Origin of the sequence: Legionella steelei, assembly GCF_001468005.1 — a bacterium.
Classification (GTDB): Bacteria; Pseudomonadota; Gammaproteobacteria; order Legionellales; family Legionellaceae; genus Legionella; species Legionella steelei.
Map to the genome: position 1 here is coordinate 759,001 of NZ_LNYY01000021.1, position 21,835 is coordinate 780,835.

The window sequence follows — 21,835 nt, forward strand, 5'->3', positions numbered from 1 at the left end:
TTTGATGTAGCCTGGCTTTTCCCCGTAACCGTTTGGTGAATAAGATGTGGACTCTAGGCTACTTTTTGTAAAATAACCATCTATAAGGAGATGACATGAGTTTTTTACAAGAGTTTAAACAATTTGCTGTTAAAGGAAATGCAATTGATCTCGCTGTTGCAGTAGTGATTGGCGCTGCATTTGGCAAAATCATTAGTTCTTTAGTTAGTGGTATTGTCATGCCTTTAATTGGTCTATTATTAGGTGGTGTCAATGTCGCCAATAAAACGTTTACACTCGGAGATGCAGTTGTGAAGTGGGGCGAGTTTCTCCAAGCAGTGATTGACTTTACCATCATTTCTTTCTCAATTTTTATAGCAGTCAAAGGGATTTCTTTATTAAGAAAAAAAGAAGAAAAAAAAGAAACACCACCATCAAGGGAAGAAACTTTATTAGCGGAAATTCGTGATCTATTGAAGGAAAAAACAGGTACACAAAGCGAATAATGTTACCGGATTAGCACAGTGTAATTCGGAGTTCTCTGCAAACATCTTTTTCCCTTATTTTGACTGTGGAAAAGTAGGCTGGGCTGTTGTTAAGCCCAGCGTTTTTCTTGCTTACCCACTTATCATTATATATACAATTAGCAAGTGTCTATCCATGGTTGTTCCCAAGAGGGAAATATTTAGAGCGATGTTAAAACGCTAGGCTTAACAACAGCCCAGCCTACGGTTGTTTTGCGTGTTTTTGTCAACGAATTATTTAATACATGCAGGGATAATAGCGATACGAATCATCACTACAATTACATTATGCTCTAATTGGATATTAAAAAAGCTAAGTATTTGTAAATCTGCTATAATTTCATACAGAAAACCATCTTAATAAGGATAATTATGAGCGGGTTGCTGAATTTGATCGCTGTAATTGTTGTTTTTGGGTTAGTATTATGGCTAATAGATACTTTTATTCCTATGCCCCCATCAATTAAAAGCCTGTTAAATGTGCTGGTACTTATTGTACTCGTCATCTACATTTTACAATTTTTTGGATTGATAAAAACAATCTTACCTATGGTTAAGATCTTTAAATAATTACTTATGTAGGGGAAATATATATAGTTGCAGTGACATTAAAATACAACTGCTGCTTGCAGCAGTTGTATTTAATTGGTTAATTTTAATTTACTCTGTTATCTCAAACAGTGAGAGATTCTACCATACCGCAAAGACTCCTCACTCGCATCAGAATGACGAATGGCGATGTAGCTAAAAATGTATTTGCATAATAAAATACAGAAAAAATGAAATTGCATCTCTTGTTCAATATAGAATAGGAGATGCATTAATAAATAAGACTAATACTTTTGCTCTGTGCGGAGCGCTTTAAAAACTCAAAAGATACGATCAAACCTTACCCATTTTCTTATAAAGAAAGAATGGCAAACGAGTGATTATCGCCATAATCATTCGCCAGAAATAAGGATAATAAAACATTTTTTTTCGACGCATTAATCCATTCCAACATGCTTTTGCACAAGCGTCTGCAGGTGCCGCATAAAAAACTCCAGGTACGCCATAAGTTTGCTTGGTGTCAATAAAACCCAAGCGGGCGATTGTAATGTGTTGGTTGTCGCTGGCGGATTGTTGTAAGCCTTGGAGATAAATTTCAATACTTGCTTTGCTTGCGCCATAAAGACTGTTTTTGGAGCGTCCTCTACATGCTGCAACGGAACTTAGAAATAGTAAATTATATTCTTTTTGTTGACGACTCAAGTAGGTATGGATGATTAAAGATGTACTTAGAATATTGAGTTTAATGAGGTGTGTAATTGTTTCATAATTCAGATGATCGTTATTAGTGAAATCACTGTGGGCAATGAACAAATCCAATTCACGATCATTTGTTTTTAATACAGTGAGTAGTTCATCCACCTGCTCAAGCAGATCCACAATCAGCACATCACAGCTTGTTTTATATCTCAGTTTGATATCGTTCGCAATGATTTGCAGCGGGGTTTGTTGGCGGCCTACCAAGAGCAATTGATGTCCTTCATGAGCAACAATATGTGCAAATTTTTCTGCAATAATGGAGGTTGCACCAAGTATTACCCAAGTTCTTTGCGTCATTTTTTTATCCCTAATCGTTTTGCCAGATCAGAGTGCATTGTACATCCATAGTGCTCCAGTGTCTGAGAAAATTGCTGATGGTTCTCATACATACTGTGGAATTGTTCTTGATTCAAAAGCAAATCCTTCGCTAAATAAACTCGACCATTAAGCTCAGTGATTAATTGATTCATTGCACGTATCGCTTGTTTCGCCTGATTGTTATGAACAAAATCAACCGCTAAGGTAAATCCTGGTTCACAAAAAGAAAGTAATCCTTCTCCTGCTTGTGTGCATAACTTGAGGACTGCAAGAGTAGGTGTTGCTTTATTAATCCGCATTAATTGAATCAGTTTATCCAAAGTAGTTCTAACCTGCTCAGCACTAAATACTGCTTGGAATTGGATCAATCCTTTAGGACCATAAAGTCTATTCCAGTGCATGAGCTTATCAAGCGGATTATTAAATTGTTCAAGCGATAGTTTTTCATGCCCTTTTTTATTGTTAAAAAAATGCTGATTAAATAATTTCATGCTCCATGCTTTGATTAAAGAAAAGGGCACTTTAGGTACGGTATGAACTTTGGGTTTTTTATCGTTAATTGGCTCACAATAATCCGCTACCGAAAGAATCGCTCGTGGTGTTGGGTTAAGAAGATCAAGCCAGGATACTTGATAATCATGATGAATACCTTCAGTGGCCATATATTCTGTTAGTGCTTGCATGGATGCAAATGGTTTGTGTTCTGCTTGCACAAAACGAGATGCTTTTTTAAGACGGATCGCGGTACGAGTAATAACGCCTGTAAGGCCTAATCCTGCAAGCGTGGCATAAAATAAGTCACTGTTTTTTTCACGGCTGCAATGGAATTTTTTACTACCAATCAATAAATCAAACTCAATGAGATGGTGGCCAAAACTACCAGCCTGGTGATTATTTTTTCCATGTACATCGTGAGCAATTGCACCTGCCACTGTAATGTGGACTGTGCCAGGAAGAACGGGTGGAATGAAATCAGGATGTACTAAAAATAACTCTTTAAGTGATACACCACCTTGACAATGCACAATCCCTGTCTCGTGATTAAAATCGATAAAATGATTCAAGCGTCTGCTGTCGATAATAAATCCATTGGTATTAAAACAACTGTCGTTATAACTTAAACCTGAGCCTCGCACGAGTAGATTTTGTTGCGGGTTATGTGCCAGATAATCAACGAGTTGCGCTTCATCATCTGGACGTAGACAGGATGACTGACTAAAGTGTGCACGGCTAAAATTGCTGAGCGTTTGTGTTTTGCTGTGCATTTTTTTCGTGATTCAATTATTTTCAATATTAAGACTATAATTCATTTAGAAACATAATTAAAAGGAATTATGATGAAAACTTTTTTAAGCTTTTTGAGCTTCTTTTTTTCTCTTTCACTTTTCGCGGCGGATATTCCTCAGGATAATATAGGCGCACAGAAGTATGACAAATCGCAGTGCATCAACAATACGAGCCAGGATTGTATTAATTCTCAATGCTTAAACTCAGAGCAAATTGATTGCCAGGATAATTGCCGAAGAATGGCACAGGCAAAATGCCAGCAAGAGACGAATGAGTAAAATTACCTGCATTGTTTCTCGTTAATTTGAATACATTGTCAAATGATTGGCATAAAATTTTTTTGACTGTCAAATCGCCTGCATCACGGTTATTTCCATTTAAATTGTAGCCTGGGTGCAGCACCTAGGATAATACTGCCACTTAGTCTCCTCTCCCTATGAGTAGAAGGGAAACGCGCTTCATCTAATAGCAATGTAATAAAACCTTTTTTCACAAATGGCATACAGTTTGCATATCGTAGTCATTCAATAGAAAAATCATGATACTTGCTTGAATTTAATGAGTGAATTCAAGCTTAAAAATTAGTATGGATTGCTTATATGGCTGATAAAAACGTTTTATCACAAGAAGAAATAGATGCGCTGCTGAAAACTGTAGGCGAAACTCCTGAAGAAGTGCATAAAGACTCAACAGAGACTACAGGGGCTCCTGAAAAAGCTGGGCATAAAAAAGCAAAAGGTCAAAAAAAACAGGTAGCAGAAGCTGTATTTGAGACAGTAGAAACAAAAGAAAATGATGTAAAAACTCTTAACTTTACTGCTCAAGAACGCATCGTCAAAGGCAAGTTACCAGTATTAGATAGAATTTATGATCGCGCTGCGCGCTTATTTGCATCGGATGTCTATAATGTCACCGCCAAAGATTTTGAGATTAAACAAGATCCATTACTCATTATAAAGCATCGCGACTTTATGGAGAGCTTACCCAATCCAAGCTTAATGTGTATTTCTAAATTCAAACCATTACGAGGTAAAGGTATTATTCTTTTTGATAGTACTTTCGTCTACGATCTGGTCGACTATTATTTTGGTGGAAGCTCGCAATTTTTTGCTCAAAAAGACAGAACTGATTTTACTGCGACTGAGTTGCGTGTGATGGATGTCATTACCAAAAAACTCATTGCCAATCTGACTCAGGCGTGGAAGCCAATTATCCAGCTTGATATTACCAAATTTAATGATGAAACAAACCCACAGTTGGTCAATATTGCAGAACCTGATGAAATGCTGTTGGTAGCCCGTTTTTCTATGGATTTTGGCAAAGAAATTGGAACGTTCTATTTCATTTTACCTTACTCCATGGTTGAGCCGATTAAAGAGCAATTGGAGCTTGGTGCATCTCGACCTGATGATGAAATTGATCCCAACTGGGTTAAATCACTGAAAGAAGAGTTAATGAATGTTGAGTTAACTGTCAGTTCGGCAATGGCTGAAACAAAAAGTACTCTGGGGGCAGTGATGTCATGGCAAGTAGGTGACTTCATCCCTATGGACATGAAAGAAATAGTTACTTTAGATATTGAAGGGACTCCAGGTTTTACGGCAACTCAAGGTACTGCAAATGACAAACGCGCAGTAAAAATAATAAAAAATATTAGTTATTAGGGAGATAAATAATGTCTCAAGAAGCAATAGAACAACCAAAACCAGCCAATAATCTTCCTCAGGATGCAGACAGTGAGAAAATGGATTTGATTTTGGATATACCGGTATCCGTGACGGTAGAAATTGGTCGTACCAAAATGACCATTCGTAATTTACTGCAATTAAACCAAGGAGGTATTGTTGCTCTGGATCGTTTAGCGGGTGATCCACTGGATGTTTTGGTTAATGGCACTCTGGTTGCGCATGGCGAGGTTGTTGTGGTGAATGATAAATTTGGTGTGCGATTAACTGATATTGTTAGTACAGCAGAACGAATTAAGCGATTAAGATAATGCAAAGTGTACTCAGTCAAGGAGAGCTCATGCGTGTTGTGATGGGCTTATTATTGGTTTTATTGCTCATCCTTGTATTGTCTTGGGTAGTGAAGCGTTTACATGGTATGCAAATGGGGTCGGCAAAAGGATTTCAATCTGTGGCCTCTATGCTTTTGGGACCAAAGGAAAAAATCACTTTGTTAAAAGTAGGAACACGTTATTTGTTGGTTGGCTCAGGTGCTGGAAATGTCACGTTACTCCATGATTTTGGTGAACAATTGCCACCAGGCTTTGATACTACAAATAAATCTTCATTTGCAGATCTGCTTAAATCGGTTGTGAAATCATAAGATGAATAGAATGAATTTATACGTACGGAACTGGTTATCCTCTGTATGGGACTTAATGGAAATAGTAATGAGTGCTTTTAAATCCCGGGTTTCGCTGCGCCGCACCCAGGTTACATTGTTTGTTATTTTATTTTGTTGTGTTCCTGTGGCTTTGCAGGCGGCACCTTTATCCTTACCAGCAATGACAGTACAACCTGGAGCAAACGGAGAACAAACCTACAGCGTTAACCTCCAAATTTTGATTTTTATGACTTTGTTAACTGTTTTGCCTGGAATGTTGATGGCAATGACAGCTTTTACACGAATCATTATAGTGCTTTCTATTTTGCGCCAGGCTATAGGCATGGCCCAAACTCCAACCAATCAAATTTTAATTGGCATTGCTTTATTTATGACTTATTTTGTGATGTCACCCGTATTTAATAAAATTAATGATACTGCAGTACAACCTTATCTTGCAGAGACCATAAAATTTCCTCAGGCTTTAGCCAATGCACAAGTGCCTCTACGTGAATTTATGCTCAATCAGACACGCAAAAATGATTTATCCATGTTTGAAAAATTTGCGCAAAAAAATCCAGCTACGCTTGATGAAGTCCCCATGAGTGTGGTGATTCCTGCGTTCATCACCAGTGAATTAAAAACAGCATTCCAGATTGGCTTTATTTTATTTTTACCTTTTTTGATTATTGATATGGTGGTATCCAGTGTTCTGATGGCTATGGGTATGATGATGTTATCGCCTTTAATTATTTCATTACCCTTTAAGATCATGCTTTTTGTTATGGTTGATGGCTGGACACTTGTTTTAGGATCAGTGGCATCAAGTTTTGCCATGAGTTAAAGGCATGATGAAGTGAATTAAAAAGAAAGAAGAGTCTGTAAAAAGGCTATAAAATTATAGGGAAATAATATGACCCCAGAGTCTGTAGTTTCTATATTCAGTGAAGGTGTGTATTTGATGCTGTTATTGATCACCGTACTCATTCTGCCTGGTTTGATTGTTGGAGTTATCGTGTCCATGTTTCAAGCGGCAACACAAATTAATGAAACGAGTCTGAGTTTTATACCCAAATTATTTATTACTTTTTTGATGCTCGTATTTGCTGGCCCTTGGTTATTGAAGACGATGGTGAATTACACGGATTCGTTAATTACCAATATTCCTTATTTAATAGGCTAACCCCAAGATGAAGCTGGATTATCCAACAATAATAAGCATGGTAAGTCAGGTTATATGGCCCATGGGACGTATTGGTGGTTTATTGCTTACAGTACCTGTATTTTCCTCTATGTTAATACCTGGTCGCATTAAAATTATTTTGCTTTTCTTTTTAAGTTGTGTCTGCGCTTTTATGGTTCCTAAAGAGCTTTCATTCCTGAATTTCAAAGGTGTTTTTTTGGGATACATTATCCAGGAATTGCTTTTTGGATTGTTAATGGGATTTGTCTTACAACTTGTTTTTCAGGTTTTTATTTTGGGTGGACAAATTATTGCAATGCAGGCTGGACTTAGTTTTGCGGTGATGATGGACCCTACCAGCAGAGCCAGTGTTCCATTGGTTAGTCAGCTTTATTCAATGATGATGACCTTAATTTTTTTAGCGCTTAATGGACATTTGGCGGTTTTTGAGACCTTATTAGATAGTTTCAGAATGATGCCTATAGGACAGCTTTCAGTTACTCAATCTATGGTATGGAATGTTATTTTATTTTCAGGTTGGATGTTTAAACAATCATTATTGATTTCAATTCCTGCTTTATTGTCTTTACTTATTGTGAGCCTTGCCTTCGGGATTATGGCTCGGGCGGCACCGCAATTAAATATTTTTTCTTTAGGATTCCCTATAACGTTAATCATGGGAATGGTTGTGATTAAGGTGGGTTTGCCGAGTGTTGCTGCACAAATGGCTGATCTTATCAATGATGGGGTGCGTTTTATGATAGGGATGTTGCGCTGATGGCGGATCAAGAACAAGCACAAGAAAAAACCGAACAGCCCTCGGCCAAACGGCTCAGAGAAGCGCGACAAAAGGGGCAGGTTGCTCGCTCGAAAGATTTCAATACTACAGTGACCTTACTCTTTACTGCTTTGGGCTTTCTTATTTTTGGAAAGCAATTAGCACATCAAATGGCAACTATGATGCACCATGCTTTTGAGTTTGATACACGAGTTCTTATTACGCCAACAAAGAGTTTTGAGCGTTTGTTTTTTTTAGCTAAGATGGGGTTTTGGTCTTTAGTGCCCTTATTGGTTGTGATTTTTTTTATTACCTTATTGGCTCCGTTGCTTATGGGCGGTTGGGTTTTTAGTGGACAAGTCCTACAGCCCAAATTCTCACGACTCAATCTATTTCAAGGGCTTAAACGGATGGTTTCGGTGAAAGGTTTTGCCGAAATGATCAAATCGTTTTTTAAGTTCCTCATTGTTGCAGTTGTCGCCATAGCAGTACTTAAAACACAAGTTCCTGCATTATTAGCTTTAGCCCATGTTCCTGTAGAAACAGCGATTGGGAGTGGTTCTTTAATTGTTGTGAAATCATTTGTATTGATTTCCGCCAGTTTAATTTTGATTGCTGCTTTTGATGTACCTTTTCAATGGTATGAGCATCAAAAAAATATGAAAATGACGATGCAAGAATTGAGGGATGAATATAAAGAAACAGAAGGTAAGCCAGAGGTAAAAAGTGCTATTCGGCGTGCGCAACAAGAAATTTCACGCCGACGTATGATGAATGAAATATCTAAAGCAAATGTGGTGTTAACGAACCCCACGCATTATGCGGTGGCAATTAGCTACAAAGATAAGAGTCATAAAGCACCAATAGTGGTGGCAAAGGGTAAGGACTTGATTGCTTTCCAAATTAGTAATGTTGCAAAGTCACATCAAATTCCTATTATTACAGTGCCACCGTTAGCTCGCGCCCTCTATTTTTCTACCAAATTAAATGCAGAAATACCAAGGGGACTCTACGTCGCTGTAGCCCAGGTTTTAGCCTACGTGTTTCAACTGCGTGATAAGGAGCGTTATGATTATAAGCCTACTGTGTTACAGGATGTTCCTATTCCACCAGAATTAGCACGCGAAGCAGAGGAGACTGCTAATGAATAAAGCATTGCACTATATTCAATATTGGATGCGTCAAGGTTTAGGCACACCTTTGGCGCTCATCATGATGCTTGGCATGATGATGTTGCCTTTGCCGCCTTTTTTATTGGATGTGTTTTTTACTTTTAATATTGCTCTCTCTTTAGTCGTGCTGTTAGCGGTGATATACAGTGAAAGGCCTCTGGATTTTGCCGTATTTCCAACCGTCATATTGCTTGCAACCTTATTGCGATTGTCTTTAAACGTAGCCTCAACTCGTGTGGTTTTATTAAATGGTTATAAAGGAACTGATGCTGCTGGACATGTGATTCAATCATTTGGTGAAGTGGTTATTGGGGGAAACTATGCGGTAGGTCTTGTCGTATTTATTATTCTGGTTGTTATAAATTTTGTTGTGGTTACCAAGGGTGCTGGCCGTGTATCTGAAGTCAGTGCGCGCTTCACTTTGGATTCTTTGCCTGGGAAGCAAATGGCTATCGATGCTGATCTGAATGCGGGTCTAATTAATCAAGAACAGGCGATAAAACGTCGATTAGAGGTAGCGCAGGAAGCCGATTTTTACGGCTCTATGGATGGTGCCAGCAAATTCGTTCGTGGTGATGCAATTGCTGGGATTTTAATTTTGGTTGTGAACATTATTGGTGGGTTGATTATTGGTGTTTTTCAGCATGGGATGACAGTTGCAGATGCATTGCATAATTATATTCTATTAACCATTGGTGATGGCTTGGTTGCGCAAGTTCCTTCTTTAGTTTTATCAACTGCCGCAGCCATTATTGTTACGCGAGTTTCCAGTGCACAGAATATGGGGCATGCAGTTATTTCTCAATTACTGGCAAATCCACGCTCATTAGTTATTGCTGCAGCGATTATCGGGCTGATTGGTATTATTCCTGGAATGCCTCATGTAGCATTTATTTTACTTGCTGCTGGTCTGGCGGGAATTGCTTATTTGTTTCAACAACAAGAAAAAGTAAAACGTAAGGAACAACTCAGTCAGGAAAGTGAGTCGCTGGCGGTGCAAGGTCCCAATATTTCATCAGAACTATCATGGGATGATGTGAACCCTGTTGACGTGATTAGTCTTGAAGTAGGATATCGTCTGATTCCTTTAGTGGATCAGTCACAAGGAGGGGTTTTACTTTCTCGTATAAAAGGGGTGCGCAAGAAAATATCTCAAGAGCTGGGTTTTTTAATTCCTTCGGTACATGTACGTGATAATTTAGATTTAAAGCCTAACCATTACCGAATTAGTTTGGCCGGAGTTGTAATGGGCGAGGCCGCAATTCATTTGGACCGTTGCTTGGCTATAAACCCCGGACAAGTTTTTGGTGACATTGAAGGAATAAAAACCCATGATCCGGCATTTGGTATGGAAGCAGTCTGGATTAATGAGAGTCAAAAAGAACAGGCACATACCTTAGGTTATACCGTCGTTGATACCTCAACAGTTGTTGCGACCCACATAAGCCAAATATTAGAGCAAAACAGTCAGCAATTATTAGGTTATGAAGAAACACAACAGCTCTTAGATAAGCTTGCAATAAACTCACCTAAATTAGTGAAAGAGTTGGTTCCAGATGGTCTTTCCTTAGGAATGGTCAGTAAAGTATTACAAGGATTATTAGTTGAGCATATTCCACTAACGGATATACGCACTATAGTCGAAACTTTGGCGGAGTTAGCGCCAAAATCTAAGGATACTGAGTTTTTAATCAGTCAGGTACGGATTGCCTTATCGCGATTAATCACACAAAAAATCAGTGGAATTCACGAGGAACTGCCAATTATTACGTTAAAACCCGAGTTGGAACAATTATTGCAAAACATTATTCAGAGCAGTGGGACTGGAGGCGTAAACTTTGAGCCAGGAATGGCGGATAAAATGCAACATTCTTTGACACAATTAGCAATGCAGCAGCAGGCAAAACAAGAGAGTTCTGTATTAGTGGTACAACCAGGCATACGTGCAGTATTGGCACGATTTGTGCGTAATATCTCTCATGACTTTCATGTTTTGTCGTATCAGGAGATTCCTGATAACAAACAAATAAGAATAGTAGGTACAGTAGGATAGAAATGGCCACTGGGTCTGTAATATGGAACAGTAGCCTTGGAAAGAAAAAAGAAACTTAGAACATAAATTTCTCAGTTTTCCTACAATCAGACTACAATTTCTATAGAGGCATTGCGTGAATAGTAACAAATTTCTTCATAAGCAGGAGGCTTTATGAAATTAAAACGTTTTGTTGCGACCGATACACGCAGCGCTATGAAACAAATTAAAGAGACACTTGGTGACGATGCAGTCATTTTGTCCAGTCACCATGTAGAAGGTGGCGTGGAAGTTGTTGCTGCGATTGATTTTGATGAAACAATTCTTTCAACTTCAGCCGCAGTAGCTTGCGCTGAACCACCAAGCCAGGCTAATAAATTTCAAATGCAAACTCCTCTTGATGATATGCGTCAAGAAATTCAAACACTAAGGGGCATGCTTGAGGCCCAATTAAGAGGAAATGTCGGTGTTCATGAGCCTTTGCATACCATTTTGCTTCAGAAGCTCCTGTATCTGGGGGTAAGTCACACTACAGCTGCGACTTGGGCATGTTCTGTGCGGTCTGATTTGAATCAGCAAAAAGGCTGGGAAGCAGTACTGAATCTTATTTCTGAGCAATTGACCATACGTGATACCCATAGGATAGAAGAAGGTGGCGTTTACGCTTTTGTAGGGCCAACTGGTGTCGGAAAAACGACGACATTAGCCAAAATTGCGGCGAGATTTACATTGAGATTTGGGGCCGATAAGTTAGGACTAGTCACTATGGATACTTATCGCATTGCCGCACAAGAACAACTTATGATGTATGGAAAAATCTTGGGTGTTAAGGTTTGTGTTGCTCAGGATGAAGTTTCCTTAGCACGAGTATTACGACAATTAAGCGACAAAAAATTAATTTTGATTGATACCGCGGGAATGAATCCGGCAGATGAGCGAGTTGCAAAACAAATGCATGTATTAGGCACTTATTTGCAATCGATTTCTAAGGTTTTGGTTCTACCTGCAACCAGCCACTATCAAGTATTAGTGGATGCCATAAGACGTTATGAGGCAAATCAAGTTGATCAGTGTATTTTAACCAAACTGGATGAGTCATTAGCAGTAGGTGGTGCACTAAGCGCACTCATTGAGTCAGGTTTAGCAGTGAGCTATCTCACACACGGACAACGTGTACCCGAAGACATTAAAATGGCAACACGTCACCAACTAATTGAGTTGTTTGCAGAGCAGGAAGCACAGCTATTCCAGACAAACAAGGTTGGAAAAGGGCACCAAGGTGCTGGGAGAGAATATCATGTCTAAAGTAAAGAAAAATATACGTGATCAGGCTTCAGGTCTGAGGAATCTGTCACGTGCTAAACCAATTAAGGTAATTGCTGTCTCTGCCGGGAAAGGCGGAGTAGGCAAGAGCAATGTTTCCGTTAATTTGGCAGTTGGTTTGGCCCAGCTTAACAAAAGAGTGATGATACTCGATGCCGATTTAGGATTGGCAAATATCGATATTATGCTGGGATTACATACAAAGTATAATTTATCTCATGTAATACAGGGCGCCTGTCATTTAAGTGACATTATTTTGCCAGGACCAAATGGCATTAGTGTCATTCCCGCAGCTTCAGGGACAGAATTTATGACCCAACTTTCTCCACCGGAGCTTGCAGGAATCATCGATGCCTTCAATGAGCTCACCGATGATTTAGATTACATGATTATAGATACTGCAGCTGGGATTTCAGACACGGTTTTAAGTTTTGCCCGTTCATCGCAAGAATTAATTGTTGTTGTATGTGATGAACCCACTTCATTAACTGATGCATATGCTTTAATTAAAGTAATGAGTAAACGTTATGAATGGACGCGTTTTCATATTTTGGCCAATATGGTGAGAAATGAAAGAGATGGACGGGAATTATTTAACAAATTATTCAAAGTTTCCGAGCAATTTCTTGAGGTTCAGCTAGACTATTTAGGAGCGGTACCTTTTGATGAACACATACACAGGGCAGTAAAAATGCAAAAACCTGTATTAATTGCTTATCCAGATTCTGCTGCTGCTTTGGCACTTAGACAGTTAGCAGATGAAGTATCTGAATGGCCTTCCAGCTCTTTACTGGGTGGTAATACCAGTTTCTTTTTAGAGCGATTAGTAGCAGGTGAATTTTAAGGAGAATATTGTGGATGCTTTGGCTGCCTATAGCAAAGTTAATCAGCAAATCCAAGAAACGCTGGTAAAAAACCATGCCTTGTTGGTTAAGCGTATAGCGCATCATTTATTAGGACGTTTACCGCAAAGCGTGCAATTGGATGATTTAATACAAGCAGGAATGCTTGGATTGCTGGAAGCAACAAAACATTACGACTCTTCCAAAGGTGCTTCCTTTGAAACCTATGCAGGAATTCGAATTAGAGGATATATGCTCGATGAAGTAAGACGTAATGATTGGGTGCCTCGGTCAGTATATCGTAATTCAAGAATGATTTCTGAAGCAGTAAAACATGTTGAGCATCGATTAGGAAGAGAAGCTAAGGACTCAGAAATTGCAACGGAACTTGGTATTTCACTTGATGAGTATCATGAAATGTTACAAGACTCAGTGAGCAGTCATCTGTACGGTTTTGAAGACCTGGGTGTCACCGATGATGTGTTGCAAGTTCAAGATGGATATGCTGAACCTCATGTTAATGTATTTCATAATGATTTGATGAGTCGTTTATCGGAAGTCATCCGAGGATTGCCCCATAAGGAGCGAATGGTACTTTCTTTATACTACGAACAGGATCTGAATTTAAAAGAAATTGGGGACGTTATCGGCGTTAGTGAATCACGCGTATCACAGATTCTTAGCCAGGCAACACATCGGATTAAATCACGTTTACCGGAATAAAAAACAATGGATGTTTTAACTTTAATAGGGATGTTAACCAGCTTTTTAGCTATTATAATCGGCCAGGTGTTTGAAGGCGGAAGCATGCAGGCTTTAATGAATGTGTCTGCACTGCTTATCGTGCTAGGAGGAACAATTGGTGCCGTTATGGTGCAAACACCACTGAGTACCTTTAAGAGAGCATTTAATATTCTACCTTGGGTCATAAAACCCCCAAAACTCGATTTTGAACCTTGCCGTAATAAAATGTTTGAGTTGGCACGAAAAGCACGCCAACTGGGATTACTTTCTCTGGAAGAGCATTTGGAAGTTGAAAGGAACCCGCTGATTAATAAAGGATTAGAGCTATTGGTTATAGGTGTAGACAAACTCACGATTAGACAAGTTTTGGAAGATGAGATTGAACGTGTAGAAAATCATGACATGCATGCAGCACAAGTTTTTGAAAGTATGGGCGGATACAGCCCAACTATCGGAATTATCGGTGCAGTATTAGGATTGATTCAAGTGATGCGTCATTTATCTGAGCCGAGTGAATTGGGATTAGGTATCGCGGTTGCTTTCGTAGCGACTATTTACGGAGTTGGAATGGCGAATCTCATTTTTTTGCCTGTGGCGAATAAATTAAAAAGTTGTATTGCTCATAAAGTGCACTATGACGAAATGATTGTAGAAGGTTTAGTCGCCATCGCCTCAGGGGAAAGTCCAGGGATCTTGCTGTTAAAACTCAATAACTTTGGTCAGCATAAGAAAAATGAAATCACGAAAAAAAAGAAATGAACAACATAATGACCATCATCGCTGGGTTGTCTCTTATGCAGATTTTATTACCTTGCTTTTTGCATTCTTTGTTGTGATGTACGCTATTTCTTCCGTGAATGTTTCAAAATACCACTCACTTTCAGAGGGGATGAAATCAGCTTTTAATAAAAAAGATGAGGCTCGTGCGCTCAAATCAACGGATAATAAAAAAGATGGACCGCAAACCAAACAAGTTCATGGACTCTATAATGATGGACTTGATGAGTTGAATCAATCGCTATCCGAATTGGAAGATGGAAATTATAAGATTAACCGTCAAGAAGGTTGGATAGAGTTGGACATTAAATCAGGTGCTTTGTTTGAGTCCGGTGAGGCTGATTTAAAACCAGGCGCTTTTGTTAAATTAATGCGCCTGGCGAGTAAAATTAAAAAATCGTCTTCTATTATTGCTGTAGAAGGGTATACGGATAATATTCCTATAGAAACCCCACAGTTTCCATCAAACTGGGAGCTTTCAGCCATGCGTGCAGCGGCCGTTGGTCGAATTTTAAATTCATTTGGGATTTCAACACAACGTATTTTAGTAACGGGTTATGGGGAACAATTTCCAATTGCAGATAACATTACAGAACAAGGGAGAGCGGCAAATCGCAGGGTGAGTATCGTTATTGCCCCGAGTCGAAATGTTCCTCGTCTTTTTAATCCTGCATTAAGTGAGCCAACCCATCGTGTAGTCATTGGGAATAAGGAAATAAAATGATAATTTTTCTTTCATGTTTAAATGTGATTATTTTTTCATTGGTAGTAAATTACTTATTAAATCAACGCAAAAAATTAATTGATATTCAGGAAAAACTAGAGACACAACAAAAATTGATCGATCAAATTATCAAAGATCATCCCATGTTAGTGCATGCTGATTTATTGTTTTCCAAACAGTTAAAGGAAATTAATACGCAATTAATTAGTATGGATAACCAAATTCAGGATTTAGAAAATAAAAGAGAGAATGATGGCGGTTATCGGCATGCTTTACGTATTTTGGAAATGGGGGGCAATCGAGATGAAATTGTCGATAGTTGTCATTTATCCCCTGCGGAAGCTGATTTATTAATGAACTTGCAAGCCTATCGAACAGCAATGAAGACTCCATAAAGTTGTTTTTTTAACTGTATTCACGGTAAAATCCCAAGCTTATTTTTTTTGTAGCCTGGGCGAAACGAAGGGTTACCCGGGTTACGCTTCGTTTCGCCCAGGCTACATTGACTCAATTTATTATTTTTTAAAGAGACACTTATGTTAGAAGTTAACCAAATTAATCTTAATCTGGTGGATCTTGAGCAGCGAGTACACGCGCTTAGGGGGTATCTTTGACTTTGACGCTAAAAGTGAGCGTTTGGAAGAGGTTATTCGCGAACTAGAATCGTCCACAGTTTGGGATAATCCTGAAGTAGCTCAGGCATTAGGGCGTGAAAGAACGCAACTCGAAGTGGTAGTTTCAACTTTAACGCAATTAAGTCAATCCATTAATGATTTTCATGAATTATTTGAGATTGCACGCGAAGAAAATGACGAGCAAACGATAAATGAAATTGGTGAAGAATTATCCTCTATTGAACAAAAAGTCGCTGATCTAGAGTTTCGCCGCATGTTTTCGGGAGCAATGGACAATTCAAATGCGTACCTGGATATTCAATCTGGCTCAGGGGGAACGGAGGCTCAAGATTGGGCAGAAATGTTATTGCGCATGTATCTACGTTGGGGAGAACAGCACGGATTTATTACCGAATTAATTGAATGTTCACCAGGAGAGGTTGCAGGTATTAAAAGTGCTACTATCTATTTTAAGGGTGAGTATGCTTTTGGTTGGCTGCGTACAGAAAGTGGGGTACACCGGCTAGTACGAAAATCTCCTTTCGATTCTGGCAATAGACGACATACTTCTTTTGCAGCAGTCTTCCTTTCGCCCGAGGTTGATGATGATATTGATATAGAAATTAACCCGGCTGACTTACGCATTGATACGTACCGAGCATCCGGAGCCGGAGGCCAGCACGTTAACCGAACTGACTCGGCTGTACGTATTACTCATGCTCCAAGTGGGATTGTAGTACAATGTCAGAATGATAGAAGCCAGCATCGGAATAAAGATCAGGCAATGAAGCAGCTGCGCGCTAAGTTGTATGAATTGGAAATGCAAAAGAAAAATGCAGAGCAGCAGGCATTGGAAGCCAGTAAATCAGATATAGGATGGGGATCTCAAATCCGTTCTTACGTATTAGATCAATCTCGTATTAAAGATCTACGCACTGGTGTTGAAACGAGCAACACTCAGGCAGTATTGGATGGTGCATTGGATCAATTTATTGAAGCCAGTTTAAAGGCAGGAGTAGGGCAGCATGAGTGACGAACAAATAGAACATATTGATGAGAGTGAAGTTTATCTTATTCGCAAACAAAAATTAGCTGAATTACGTACAAAGGGCTTTAGCTTTCCAAATCAATTCCGTCGTGAAGATTTAGCCAAAGAACTTATAAATGATTATGATTCATTAGATAAGGAAACGTTAGCACAACAGCATGTTAAAGTAACTGTAGCTGGCCGTATTGTATTAAGACGTATTATGGGTAAGGCCAGTTTCTTCCATATTCAAGATGTTTCCGGACGCATGCAAGTCTACATTCGTGCTAATGATCTCCCTGAGCAGTATGAAGAATTTAAGCATTGGGACTTAGGCGATATAGTGGGTGTTCAAGGTGAGTTGTTCAAAACAAACACCGGTGAGCTTACGGTACAGACAGAACGTGTAGAATTATTAACGAAGTCATTACGACCCTTGCCTGATAAGTTCCATGGCTTAGCCGATCAAGAGGTGAAATATCGTAAGCGATATGTTGATTTAATTGCTAATGATGAAAGCCGTCATACGTTTTTAACGCGTTCACGACTAATTCAAGCGTTTAGACAATTTATGGATAAAAATTACTTTCTGGAAGTGGAAACACCCATGATGCATCCTATTCCAGGGGGAGCTATGGCTCGACCTTTTGTGACGCATCATCATACATTGGATATGACCATGTATTTGCGTATTGCACCTGAGCTTTACTTAAAACGTCTCGTTGTAGGTGGATTTGAGCGAGTTTATGAAATTAATCGTAATTTTCGTAATGAAGGCATTTCAACACGCCATAATCCAGAGTTTACAATGGTCGAGTTTTATCAAGCCTATGCTGATTACAAAGATTTGATGAATTTTACTGAGGAATTATTGCGTTATCTCTGTGATACAGTACTAGAAAAACGCCAGATTGAATATCAAGGTCAAATCATCGACTTTAATAAGCCATTTACACGCATGACTGTAAAAGAGTCAATTTTATATTACCACCCTGAAATCGAGGCACAACAACTTGAGAGTATTGTGAGTTGTCGGGCAATTTTGCAGAAAAAGGGCTTTGCTTTTAAAGAAACAGACGGTTTAGGCAAGTTGCAAATTATATTGTTTGAAGAAACTGTTGAACATCAGTTATTTCAGCCTACTTTTATTACGGGATATCCTACGGAAATATCACCTTTGGCACGTCGTAGCGATAATGATCCAGAAGTGACAGATCGTTTTGAATTTTTTATTGCTGGTCGAGAAATCGCCAATGGTTTTTCTGAATTAAATGATGCAGAAGATCAAGCAGAACGTTTTCGTAAGCAAGTTGAAGAAAAGGATGCGGGTGATCTAGAAGCGATGCATTTTGATAGTGATTATATTGAGGCTCTGGAATATGGATTACCACCTACGGCAGGAGAGGGTATCGGTATTGATCGATTGGTCATGTTATTTACCAACTCCCAGTCAATCCGAGATGTTATTTTGTTCCCTCATTTGCGACAATAAAATAAAATCGCTCCTCCACAAGTGGGGGTGCGATAGAGAGGAAAAGGTATATCTCTCTGATAGGCACCGCTGTCTCTTTGTTACAAAAAAAGAATCTTAGAAAAAAGTGGCCTAGTTGCTTGCACCAGGATCTTTAGATCACACTAGAAAATCCTGGTTGCAAGGAACTAGGCTACAAGTTAAGAGTTTTATAGGTCTCCCAAGTACTAAGAATAATAATAATAATCAGGAGGTTTATGTTTGTTACTCACATCCAGAAAGCAATTACATACCTTAGAGAAGCGCAGGAAATAGCCCTTTTTACTACAATGGCTGACGCTGGATTATCAGCGGCATTTCGTGCATCCCCTTTATTTTACGTCATGTTACCTTTTATAGGTTTATTATTGACTGCAAATGCTCTAATTAATGGATATCGGTTGGCAAAAGCCAGCAACCGCAATTTTGATCGCTGGTTTCTTTTCATCACTTCAGCAGCGTGTGCCGCTTTAGCAAGTATATCGCTTTATGGTGCAGCCCTATCTGTACTACTTAATTTTAGTTTTGCGGCAGGTCCTTGGTTTTTTTTCAGTAGCTTAATTGTGGCATCCAGCCATCAGTTGATGATGTTTGGACTCAATTTATTTCGAGCTTATGAATCTCCAAAAAATAGCATTCAGCGTATGCACTACATTCAAGCGGCATTTAGTAACCTGTTTGCTACGGCTTTTTTAGCTTCTGCTTTGGGGGCCGTTGTGTTTGTATTGCTCTTTCCTATTATTCCCGCTGTAGGTAGTGCCTTTTCAATTACAGCGGTGTTGTTTACTGCTTTTGATATATTGTGGCGGATGACTCCCTATGATGTAAAAAAGTTAATCAAAGGATGGCTGCATTTGAGTAAGCCGGATGCCAACCAGGATGCAATGGCACATCAGCAGGAGATTTTAAAACTCGAAAACGCTCAAGAAATGGAGCCGAAACATCATAGAATGTTTACATGTTGCGATTATAGTGCATTGATTCGCACAATGGATTTGGATGAGGCAAAACCTTATCTTCTCAGGCTTATTCAACAAAGATTACACATTTTAAGACAAAATGAGGCGCCAGAGGATGGGGCAATAAAAGATAAAATTAAACTATTAACAGCAATGTCAAAAGTAATGCACCATCCTACAGAAATATCTAAGAAAGATATGTTAAGAAAATACCCCTTAGCATTTCAAAGTTTTTGGGCTGAAAAAGGCGATGTAGAGCAGATAGTTGATGCGGTAATCGTTTTTAAGAGTAGATATCGCACTCCCGAGGTAAATCGCTCGTTGCTGAATGTGATTGGATAAAAATCTATCAAATTATGCTTCGAAAGTGGCGATTGATGAGCAAAGTCTTAATGTCTACTGCGCGATACCTAAGCGATAGTCTATATTTGTAATATAGGTCAATGAAATTATGGATCGGTAGTGAGAGGGTTCCATGGCTTTTAAATATCGGGCAATTACAGCGAATTGTGGTAATGATGCTATTGGGATGGTAGCCGGTGGAGAAATTGCGCGATTACTTGCAGAAGACAATGCCGATTTTTATGTGATCAATTGTCAAGAAGTCCACTTTGAAAATACCCAAAAACAACTTGAAGCCCTGGTTAGCGAGGGTTATAAGGTAGAGTGTTTGGGGCAAATGGCTACCCACACTAAATTGGATACACAATTTCATTCGAATACGGGAATAGCATCTTTTATTATTTATAAGAATGACTTAGTGCTAAGTAAGAAAACCCCAAGAGAAGCACGACGTAGTCCAGGCGATGGACTTTTTGAGAGACTCAGTAGTGGTCCAGGATATAACAAAGGTGGATTGGTCACTGATTTTTCCATAACTCGAAACGGAGAGTGTATCCATGCGCAAGCAGTAAGTGGTCATTTAGATGCAAGTAATATTCTGAAACGCAATCGAGATTGGCATGTTCTTCATAAAGAAACAATAAAAGAGGTGACGAATTGGGATGACCTTGTAGCGGCCTGTCCTAATTTATTGCTTTCGGGATATGATGTGAATACTCGTCATAGAGTTGATGAGCAGGGTCAAGAGGTTAATATGTGGGATGATCCGAGTAAGTATCCCGAAATACATGGCATTCATCGTGTTTCTCTTGCGGCAGCCCAGTACAGTGGCGAATCCACCTACAATCATATACGCGGTCCGGATCCAAAGCGAGTGGGCTATACAGGATATGGTATGCTTGATTTTGTGGCGATTCATGATGGTACGATATCTAAAAATGGAATTGTAGCAGATGAGCGAGTAACTCAGATTGAGCCTGAACCTGATTCTGAGCGAGATCATACTGTGGTTATCAGTCCACCTCATACTAGTTTAAAAATTAATCCTTTTGAGCAAGTTAAAAATTTAATGGCCTCTCGCTTGTATGGTGTTGCCCCTCTCTTAGCCGAGCAAATTCAAAAAATGCAGGAAAGTGATGTTGACGTTAAAGAACAACTAATAAAAATTTATCAAGATTATTTAGGCCCTGAAGGGTTTTTAGATAAAGCGATTGCTTTACATCAAAGTAAGCTGGAGTGTTTTCAGCGGCTGCATGTTTCATTGGATGAACCTTTGAAAAAAGAACTTTCAACGGTTTTATTTGGCGAGCTTGAGTGGTGTGCTGGAGATCCAAAACAATTAGCAGCAAAGCAAGAGTTAATGCAGGCATTATTGGATTCACTGGCTCAATGTGAGCATGGGGAAGGCGTCAGAGCCCGTTTAGATTGTTATAGTAAACTCAAAGAAAAAATTGATAATAAAGAAGAAATAAAAGACATAGATAACCTTTTTAAAGATGCAGCAGTAAAAGCATATCAGGACCTTTATACTTCCTTTGCAGAAAAGCAGGCGAGTAGGCCTCTTAAACATGCAATGAATAAGATATTAAAACGGCTGGATGCAATTGCGGACCATAATGATGAGGGTGTATTGAAAAACATGGATCCCAAAAAATTGGATACGCTGACTCATATTATTGCACAATGTAATAATAACTTGAGTTTATTGCAGAAGGGTGAGATGGTGGAAATGCATAAGGTTAATGAGGATTTAGTTAACCTTTCTCATAAGGCAATGGGAAGTTCCTCTTCATTATGGCGTGCTTTAGCGAGTGCTGTGAAGTTTTTTGCGTCTGTAATTGATGCAATGTCATCCGATTCAGAGCTTGCTACAAAGATAGACATTGTTCAGGATCATAATCTATCGGATTCTATAATGAAATATAAATCTGCTTTGCAAGACATGCGCCCTAAAGAAGATACCGATGACGAAAATAGAATGGACTTTGGTGGATAAGTAAAAGATAAAAAATCAGCGGTAAAGTAGCTCTTAAAGTCGCTTCACAAGTAGATTAACCTGACAGT

General features: G+C 39.0%; 23 protein-coding genes. 21 read left to right on the forward strand and 2 right to left on the reverse strand.

Annotated features, from left to right (window positions below):
- Nucleotides 1-95 precede the first annotated feature (95 nt).
- On the forward strand, nt 96-485 hold the full coding sequence (gene mscL / locus Lste_RS17860) for a large-conductance mechanosensitive channel protein MscL (RefSeq protein WP_058512327.1): 390 nt from the start codon (nt 96-98) through the stop codon (nt 483-485).
- Nucleotides 486-875: 390 nt separating this feature from the next.
- The gene (locus tag Lste_RS19690; RefSeq protein WP_058512328.1) at nt 876-1,073 is read left to right on the forward strand and encodes a Thivi_2564 family membrane protein; all 198 of its coding nucleotides are present in this window, start codon (nt 876-878) and stop codon (nt 1,071-1,073) included.
- A 312-nt stretch (nt 1,074-1,385) separates the two neighbouring features.
- Here Lste_RS19690 and Lste_RS17870 read toward each other — a convergent pair whose 3' ends face one another.
- Complete coding sequence (locus tag Lste_RS17870) at nt 1,386-2,108, reverse strand: SDR family NAD(P)-dependent oxidoreductase (protein ID WP_058512329.1); 723 nt, start codon at nt 2,106-2,108, stop codon at nt 1,386-1,388.
- Nucleotides 2,105-3,394: an FAD-binding oxidoreductase gene (locus Lste_RS17875; protein WP_058512330.1), complete on the reverse strand. Its 1,290-nt coding sequence runs from the start codon at nt 3,392-3,394 to the stop codon at nt 2,105-2,107. Before Lste_RS17875 ends, Lste_RS17870 begins: the two co-directional genes overlap by 4 nt.
- Nucleotides 3,395-3,463: 69 nt before the next feature.
- On the opposite strand from Lste_RS17875, the gene Lste_RS19005 reads away from it, so the two are divergent.
- The 19 genes from Lste_RS19005 (at nt 3,464) to Lste_RS17970 (ending at nt 21,767) form a co-directional block, all read left to right on the forward strand.
- Complete coding sequence (locus tag Lste_RS19005) at nt 3,464-3,694, forward strand: hypothetical protein (protein ID WP_237760523.1); 231 nt, start codon at nt 3,464-3,466, stop codon at nt 3,692-3,694.
- 321 nt (nt 3,695-4,015) lie between these two features.
- Nucleotides 4,016-5,080 (forward strand): flagellar motor switch protein FliM, encoded by a 1,065-nt coding sequence (fliM, locus tag Lste_RS17885; protein WP_058512332.1) that lies wholly within the window; start codon nt 4,016-4,018, stop codon nt 5,078-5,080.
- 11 nt (nt 5,081-5,091) lie between these two features.
- Nucleotides 5,092-5,412 (forward strand): flagellar motor switch protein FliN, encoded by a 321-nt coding sequence (gene fliN / locus Lste_RS17890; RefSeq protein WP_083504015.1) that lies wholly within the window; start codon nt 5,092-5,094, stop codon nt 5,410-5,412.
- Nucleotides 5,412-5,744 (forward strand): flagellar biosynthetic protein FliO, encoded by a 333-nt coding sequence (gene fliO / locus Lste_RS17895; RefSeq protein WP_058512333.1) that lies wholly within the window; start codon nt 5,412-5,414, stop codon nt 5,742-5,744. The genes fliN and fliO overlap by 1 nt, the downstream gene beginning before the upstream one ends.
- 67 nt (nt 5,745-5,811) lie before the next feature.
- Complete coding sequence (gene fliP / locus Lste_RS17900) at nt 5,812-6,588, forward strand: flagellar type III secretion system pore protein FliP (RefSeq protein WP_058512334.1); 777 nt, start codon at nt 5,812-5,814, stop codon at nt 6,586-6,588.
- Nucleotides 6,589-6,657: 69 nt separating this feature from the next.
- Entirely contained in the window at nt 6,658-6,927 is a 270-nt protein-coding gene (gene fliQ, locus Lste_RS17905; RefSeq protein ID WP_058512335.1) for a flagellar biosynthesis protein FliQ, read from the forward strand.
- A 7-nt stretch (nt 6,928-6,934) separates the two neighbouring features.
- A complete protein-coding gene (fliR, locus tag Lste_RS17910; protein ID WP_058512336.1) occupies nt 6,935-7,705 on the forward strand; it encodes a flagellar biosynthetic protein FliR in 771 nt (256 codons plus the stop codon).
- Nucleotides 7,705-8,856: a flagellar biosynthesis protein FlhB gene (flhB, locus tag Lste_RS17915; protein WP_058512337.1), complete on the forward strand. Its 1,152-nt coding sequence runs from the start codon at nt 7,705-7,707 to the stop codon at nt 8,854-8,856. The genes fliR and flhB overlap by 1 nt, the downstream gene beginning before the upstream one ends.
- Nucleotides 8,849-10,930, forward strand: a complete 2,082-nt coding sequence (gene flhA, locus Lste_RS17920) for a flagellar biosynthesis protein FlhA (protein ID WP_058512338.1) — start codon at nt 8,849-8,851, stop codon at nt 10,928-10,930. The genes flhB and flhA overlap by 8 nt, the downstream gene beginning before the upstream one ends.
- 153 nt (nt 10,931-11,083) lie before the next feature.
- The gene (flhF, locus tag Lste_RS17925; protein WP_058512339.1) at nt 11,084-12,214 is read left to right on the forward strand and encodes a flagellar biosynthesis GTPase FlhF; all 1,131 of its coding nucleotides are present in this window, start codon (nt 11,084-11,086) and stop codon (nt 12,212-12,214) included.
- Nucleotides 12,207-13,076, forward strand: coding sequence for a MinD/ParA family protein (locus Lste_RS17930; RefSeq protein WP_058512340.1), 870 nt, complete (start codon nt 12,207-12,209; stop codon nt 13,074-13,076). The genes flhF and Lste_RS17930 overlap by 8 nt, the downstream gene beginning before the upstream one ends.
- A gap of 10 nt (nt 13,077-13,086) precedes the next feature.
- Nucleotides 13,087-13,797, forward strand: coding sequence for an RNA polymerase sigma factor FliA (locus Lste_RS17935; RefSeq protein ID WP_058512341.1), 711 nt, complete (start codon nt 13,087-13,089; stop codon nt 13,795-13,797).
- 6 nt (nt 13,798-13,803) lie between these two features.
- A complete protein-coding gene (locus Lste_RS17940) occupies nt 13,804-14,577 on the forward strand; it encodes a flagellar motor protein (protein WP_058512342.1) in 774 nt (257 codons plus the stop codon).
- Nucleotides 14,552-15,319: a flagellar motor protein MotB gene (locus Lste_RS17945; protein ID WP_058512343.1), complete on the forward strand. Its 768-nt coding sequence runs from the start codon at nt 14,552-14,554 to the stop codon at nt 15,317-15,319. Before Lste_RS17940 ends, Lste_RS17945 begins: the two co-directional genes overlap by 26 nt.
- Nucleotides 15,316-15,714, forward strand: coding sequence for a DUF2802 domain-containing protein (locus Lste_RS17950; protein ID WP_058512344.1), 399 nt, complete (start codon nt 15,316-15,318; stop codon nt 15,712-15,714). The genes Lste_RS17945 and Lste_RS17950 overlap by 4 nt, the downstream gene beginning before the upstream one ends.
- A 141-nt stretch (nt 15,715-15,855) precedes the next feature.
- A protein-coding gene (prfB, locus tag Lste_RS17955; RefSeq protein WP_157070793.1) for a peptide chain release factor 2 occupies nt 15,856-16,966 on the forward strand; the annotation gives its coding sequence in 2 pieces (ribosomal slippage) (nt 15,856-15,930 and nt 15,932-16,966; 1,110 coding nt in all).
- Nucleotides 16,959-18,452, forward strand: coding sequence for a lysine--tRNA ligase (gene lysS, locus Lste_RS17960; RefSeq protein WP_058512345.1), 1,494 nt, complete (start codon nt 16,959-16,961; stop codon nt 18,450-18,452). The genes prfB and lysS overlap by 8 nt, the downstream gene beginning before the upstream one ends.
- A gap of 236 nt (nt 18,453-18,688) precedes the next feature.
- Nucleotides 18,689-19,771, forward strand: a complete 1,083-nt coding sequence (locus tag Lste_RS17965; protein ID WP_058512346.1) for a hypothetical protein — start codon at nt 18,689-18,691, stop codon at nt 19,769-19,771.
- Between the two features lie 133 nt (nt 19,772-19,904).
- Nucleotides 19,905-21,767, forward strand: a complete 1,863-nt coding sequence (locus Lste_RS17970; RefSeq protein WP_058512347.1) for a hypothetical protein — start codon at nt 19,905-19,907, stop codon at nt 21,765-21,767.
- Nucleotides 21,768-21,835: the final 68 nt, after the last annotated feature.

What these genes read in the sequence shown, in the direction of transcription:
- mscL (WP_058512327.1), top strand. Translation starts at nt 96, where the DNA reads ATGAGTTTTTTACAAGAGTTTAAACAATTTGCTGTTAAAGGAAATGCA.
- Lste_RS19690 (WP_058512328.1), top strand. Translation starts at nt 876, where the DNA reads ATGAGCGGGTTGCTGAATTTGATCGCTGTAATTGTTGTTTTTGGGTTA.
- Lste_RS17870 (WP_058512329.1), bottom strand. Translation starts at nt 2,108, where the DNA reads ATGACGCAAAGAACTTGGGTAATACTTGGTGCAACCTCCATTATTGCA.
- Lste_RS17875 (WP_058512330.1), bottom strand. Translation starts at nt 3,394, where the DNA reads ATGCACAGCAAAACACAAACGCTCAGCAATTTTAGCCGTGCACACTTT.
- Lste_RS19005 (WP_237760523.1), top strand. Translation starts at nt 3,464, where the DNA reads ATGATGAAAACTTTTTTAAGCTTTTTGAGCTTCTTTTTTTCTCTTTCA.
- fliM (WP_058512332.1), top strand. Translation starts at nt 4,016, where the DNA reads ATGGCTGATAAAAACGTTTTATCACAAGAAGAAATAGATGCGCTGCTG.
- fliN (WP_083504015.1), top strand. Translation starts at nt 5,092, where the DNA reads ATGTCTCAAGAAGCAATAGAACAACCAAAACCAGCCAATAATCTTCCT.
- fliO (WP_058512333.1), top strand. Translation starts at nt 5,412, where the DNA reads ATGCAAAGTGTACTCAGTCAAGGAGAGCTCATGCGTGTTGTGATGGGC.
- fliP (WP_058512334.1), top strand. Translation starts at nt 5,812, where the DNA reads ATGAGTGCTTTTAAATCCCGGGTTTCGCTGCGCCGCACCCAGGTTACA.
- fliQ (WP_058512335.1), top strand. Translation starts at nt 6,658, where the DNA reads ATGACCCCAGAGTCTGTAGTTTCTATATTCAGTGAAGGTGTGTATTTG.
- fliR (WP_058512336.1), top strand. Translation starts at nt 6,935, where the DNA reads ATGAAGCTGGATTATCCAACAATAATAAGCATGGTAAGTCAGGTTATA.
- flhB (WP_058512337.1), top strand. Translation starts at nt 7,705, where the DNA reads ATGGCGGATCAAGAACAAGCACAAGAAAAAACCGAACAGCCCTCGGCC.
- flhA (WP_058512338.1), top strand. Translation starts at nt 8,849, where the DNA reads ATGAATAAAGCATTGCACTATATTCAATATTGGATGCGTCAAGGTTTA.
- flhF (WP_058512339.1), top strand. Translation starts at nt 11,084, where the DNA reads ATGAAATTAAAACGTTTTGTTGCGACCGATACACGCAGCGCTATGAAA.
- Lste_RS17930 (WP_058512340.1), top strand. Translation starts at nt 12,207, where the DNA reads ATGTCTAAAGTAAAGAAAAATATACGTGATCAGGCTTCAGGTCTGAGG.
- Lste_RS17940 (WP_058512342.1), top strand. Translation starts at nt 13,804, where the DNA reads ATGGATGTTTTAACTTTAATAGGGATGTTAACCAGCTTTTTAGCTATT.
- Lste_RS17945 (WP_058512343.1), top strand. Translation starts at nt 14,552, where the DNA reads ATGAAATCACGAAAAAAAAGAAATGAACAACATAATGACCATCATCGC.
- Lste_RS17950 (WP_058512344.1), top strand. Translation starts at nt 15,316, where the DNA reads ATGATAATTTTTCTTTCATGTTTAAATGTGATTATTTTTTCATTGGTA.
- lysS (WP_058512345.1), top strand. Translation starts at nt 16,959, where the DNA reads ATGAGTGACGAACAAATAGAACATATTGATGAGAGTGAAGTTTATCTT.
- Lste_RS17965 (WP_058512346.1), top strand. Translation starts at nt 18,689, where the DNA reads ATGTTTGTTACTCACATCCAGAAAGCAATTACATACCTTAGAGAAGCG.
- Lste_RS17970 (WP_058512347.1), top strand. Translation starts at nt 19,905, where the DNA reads ATGGCTTTTAAATATCGGGCAATTACAGCGAATTGTGGTAATGATGCT.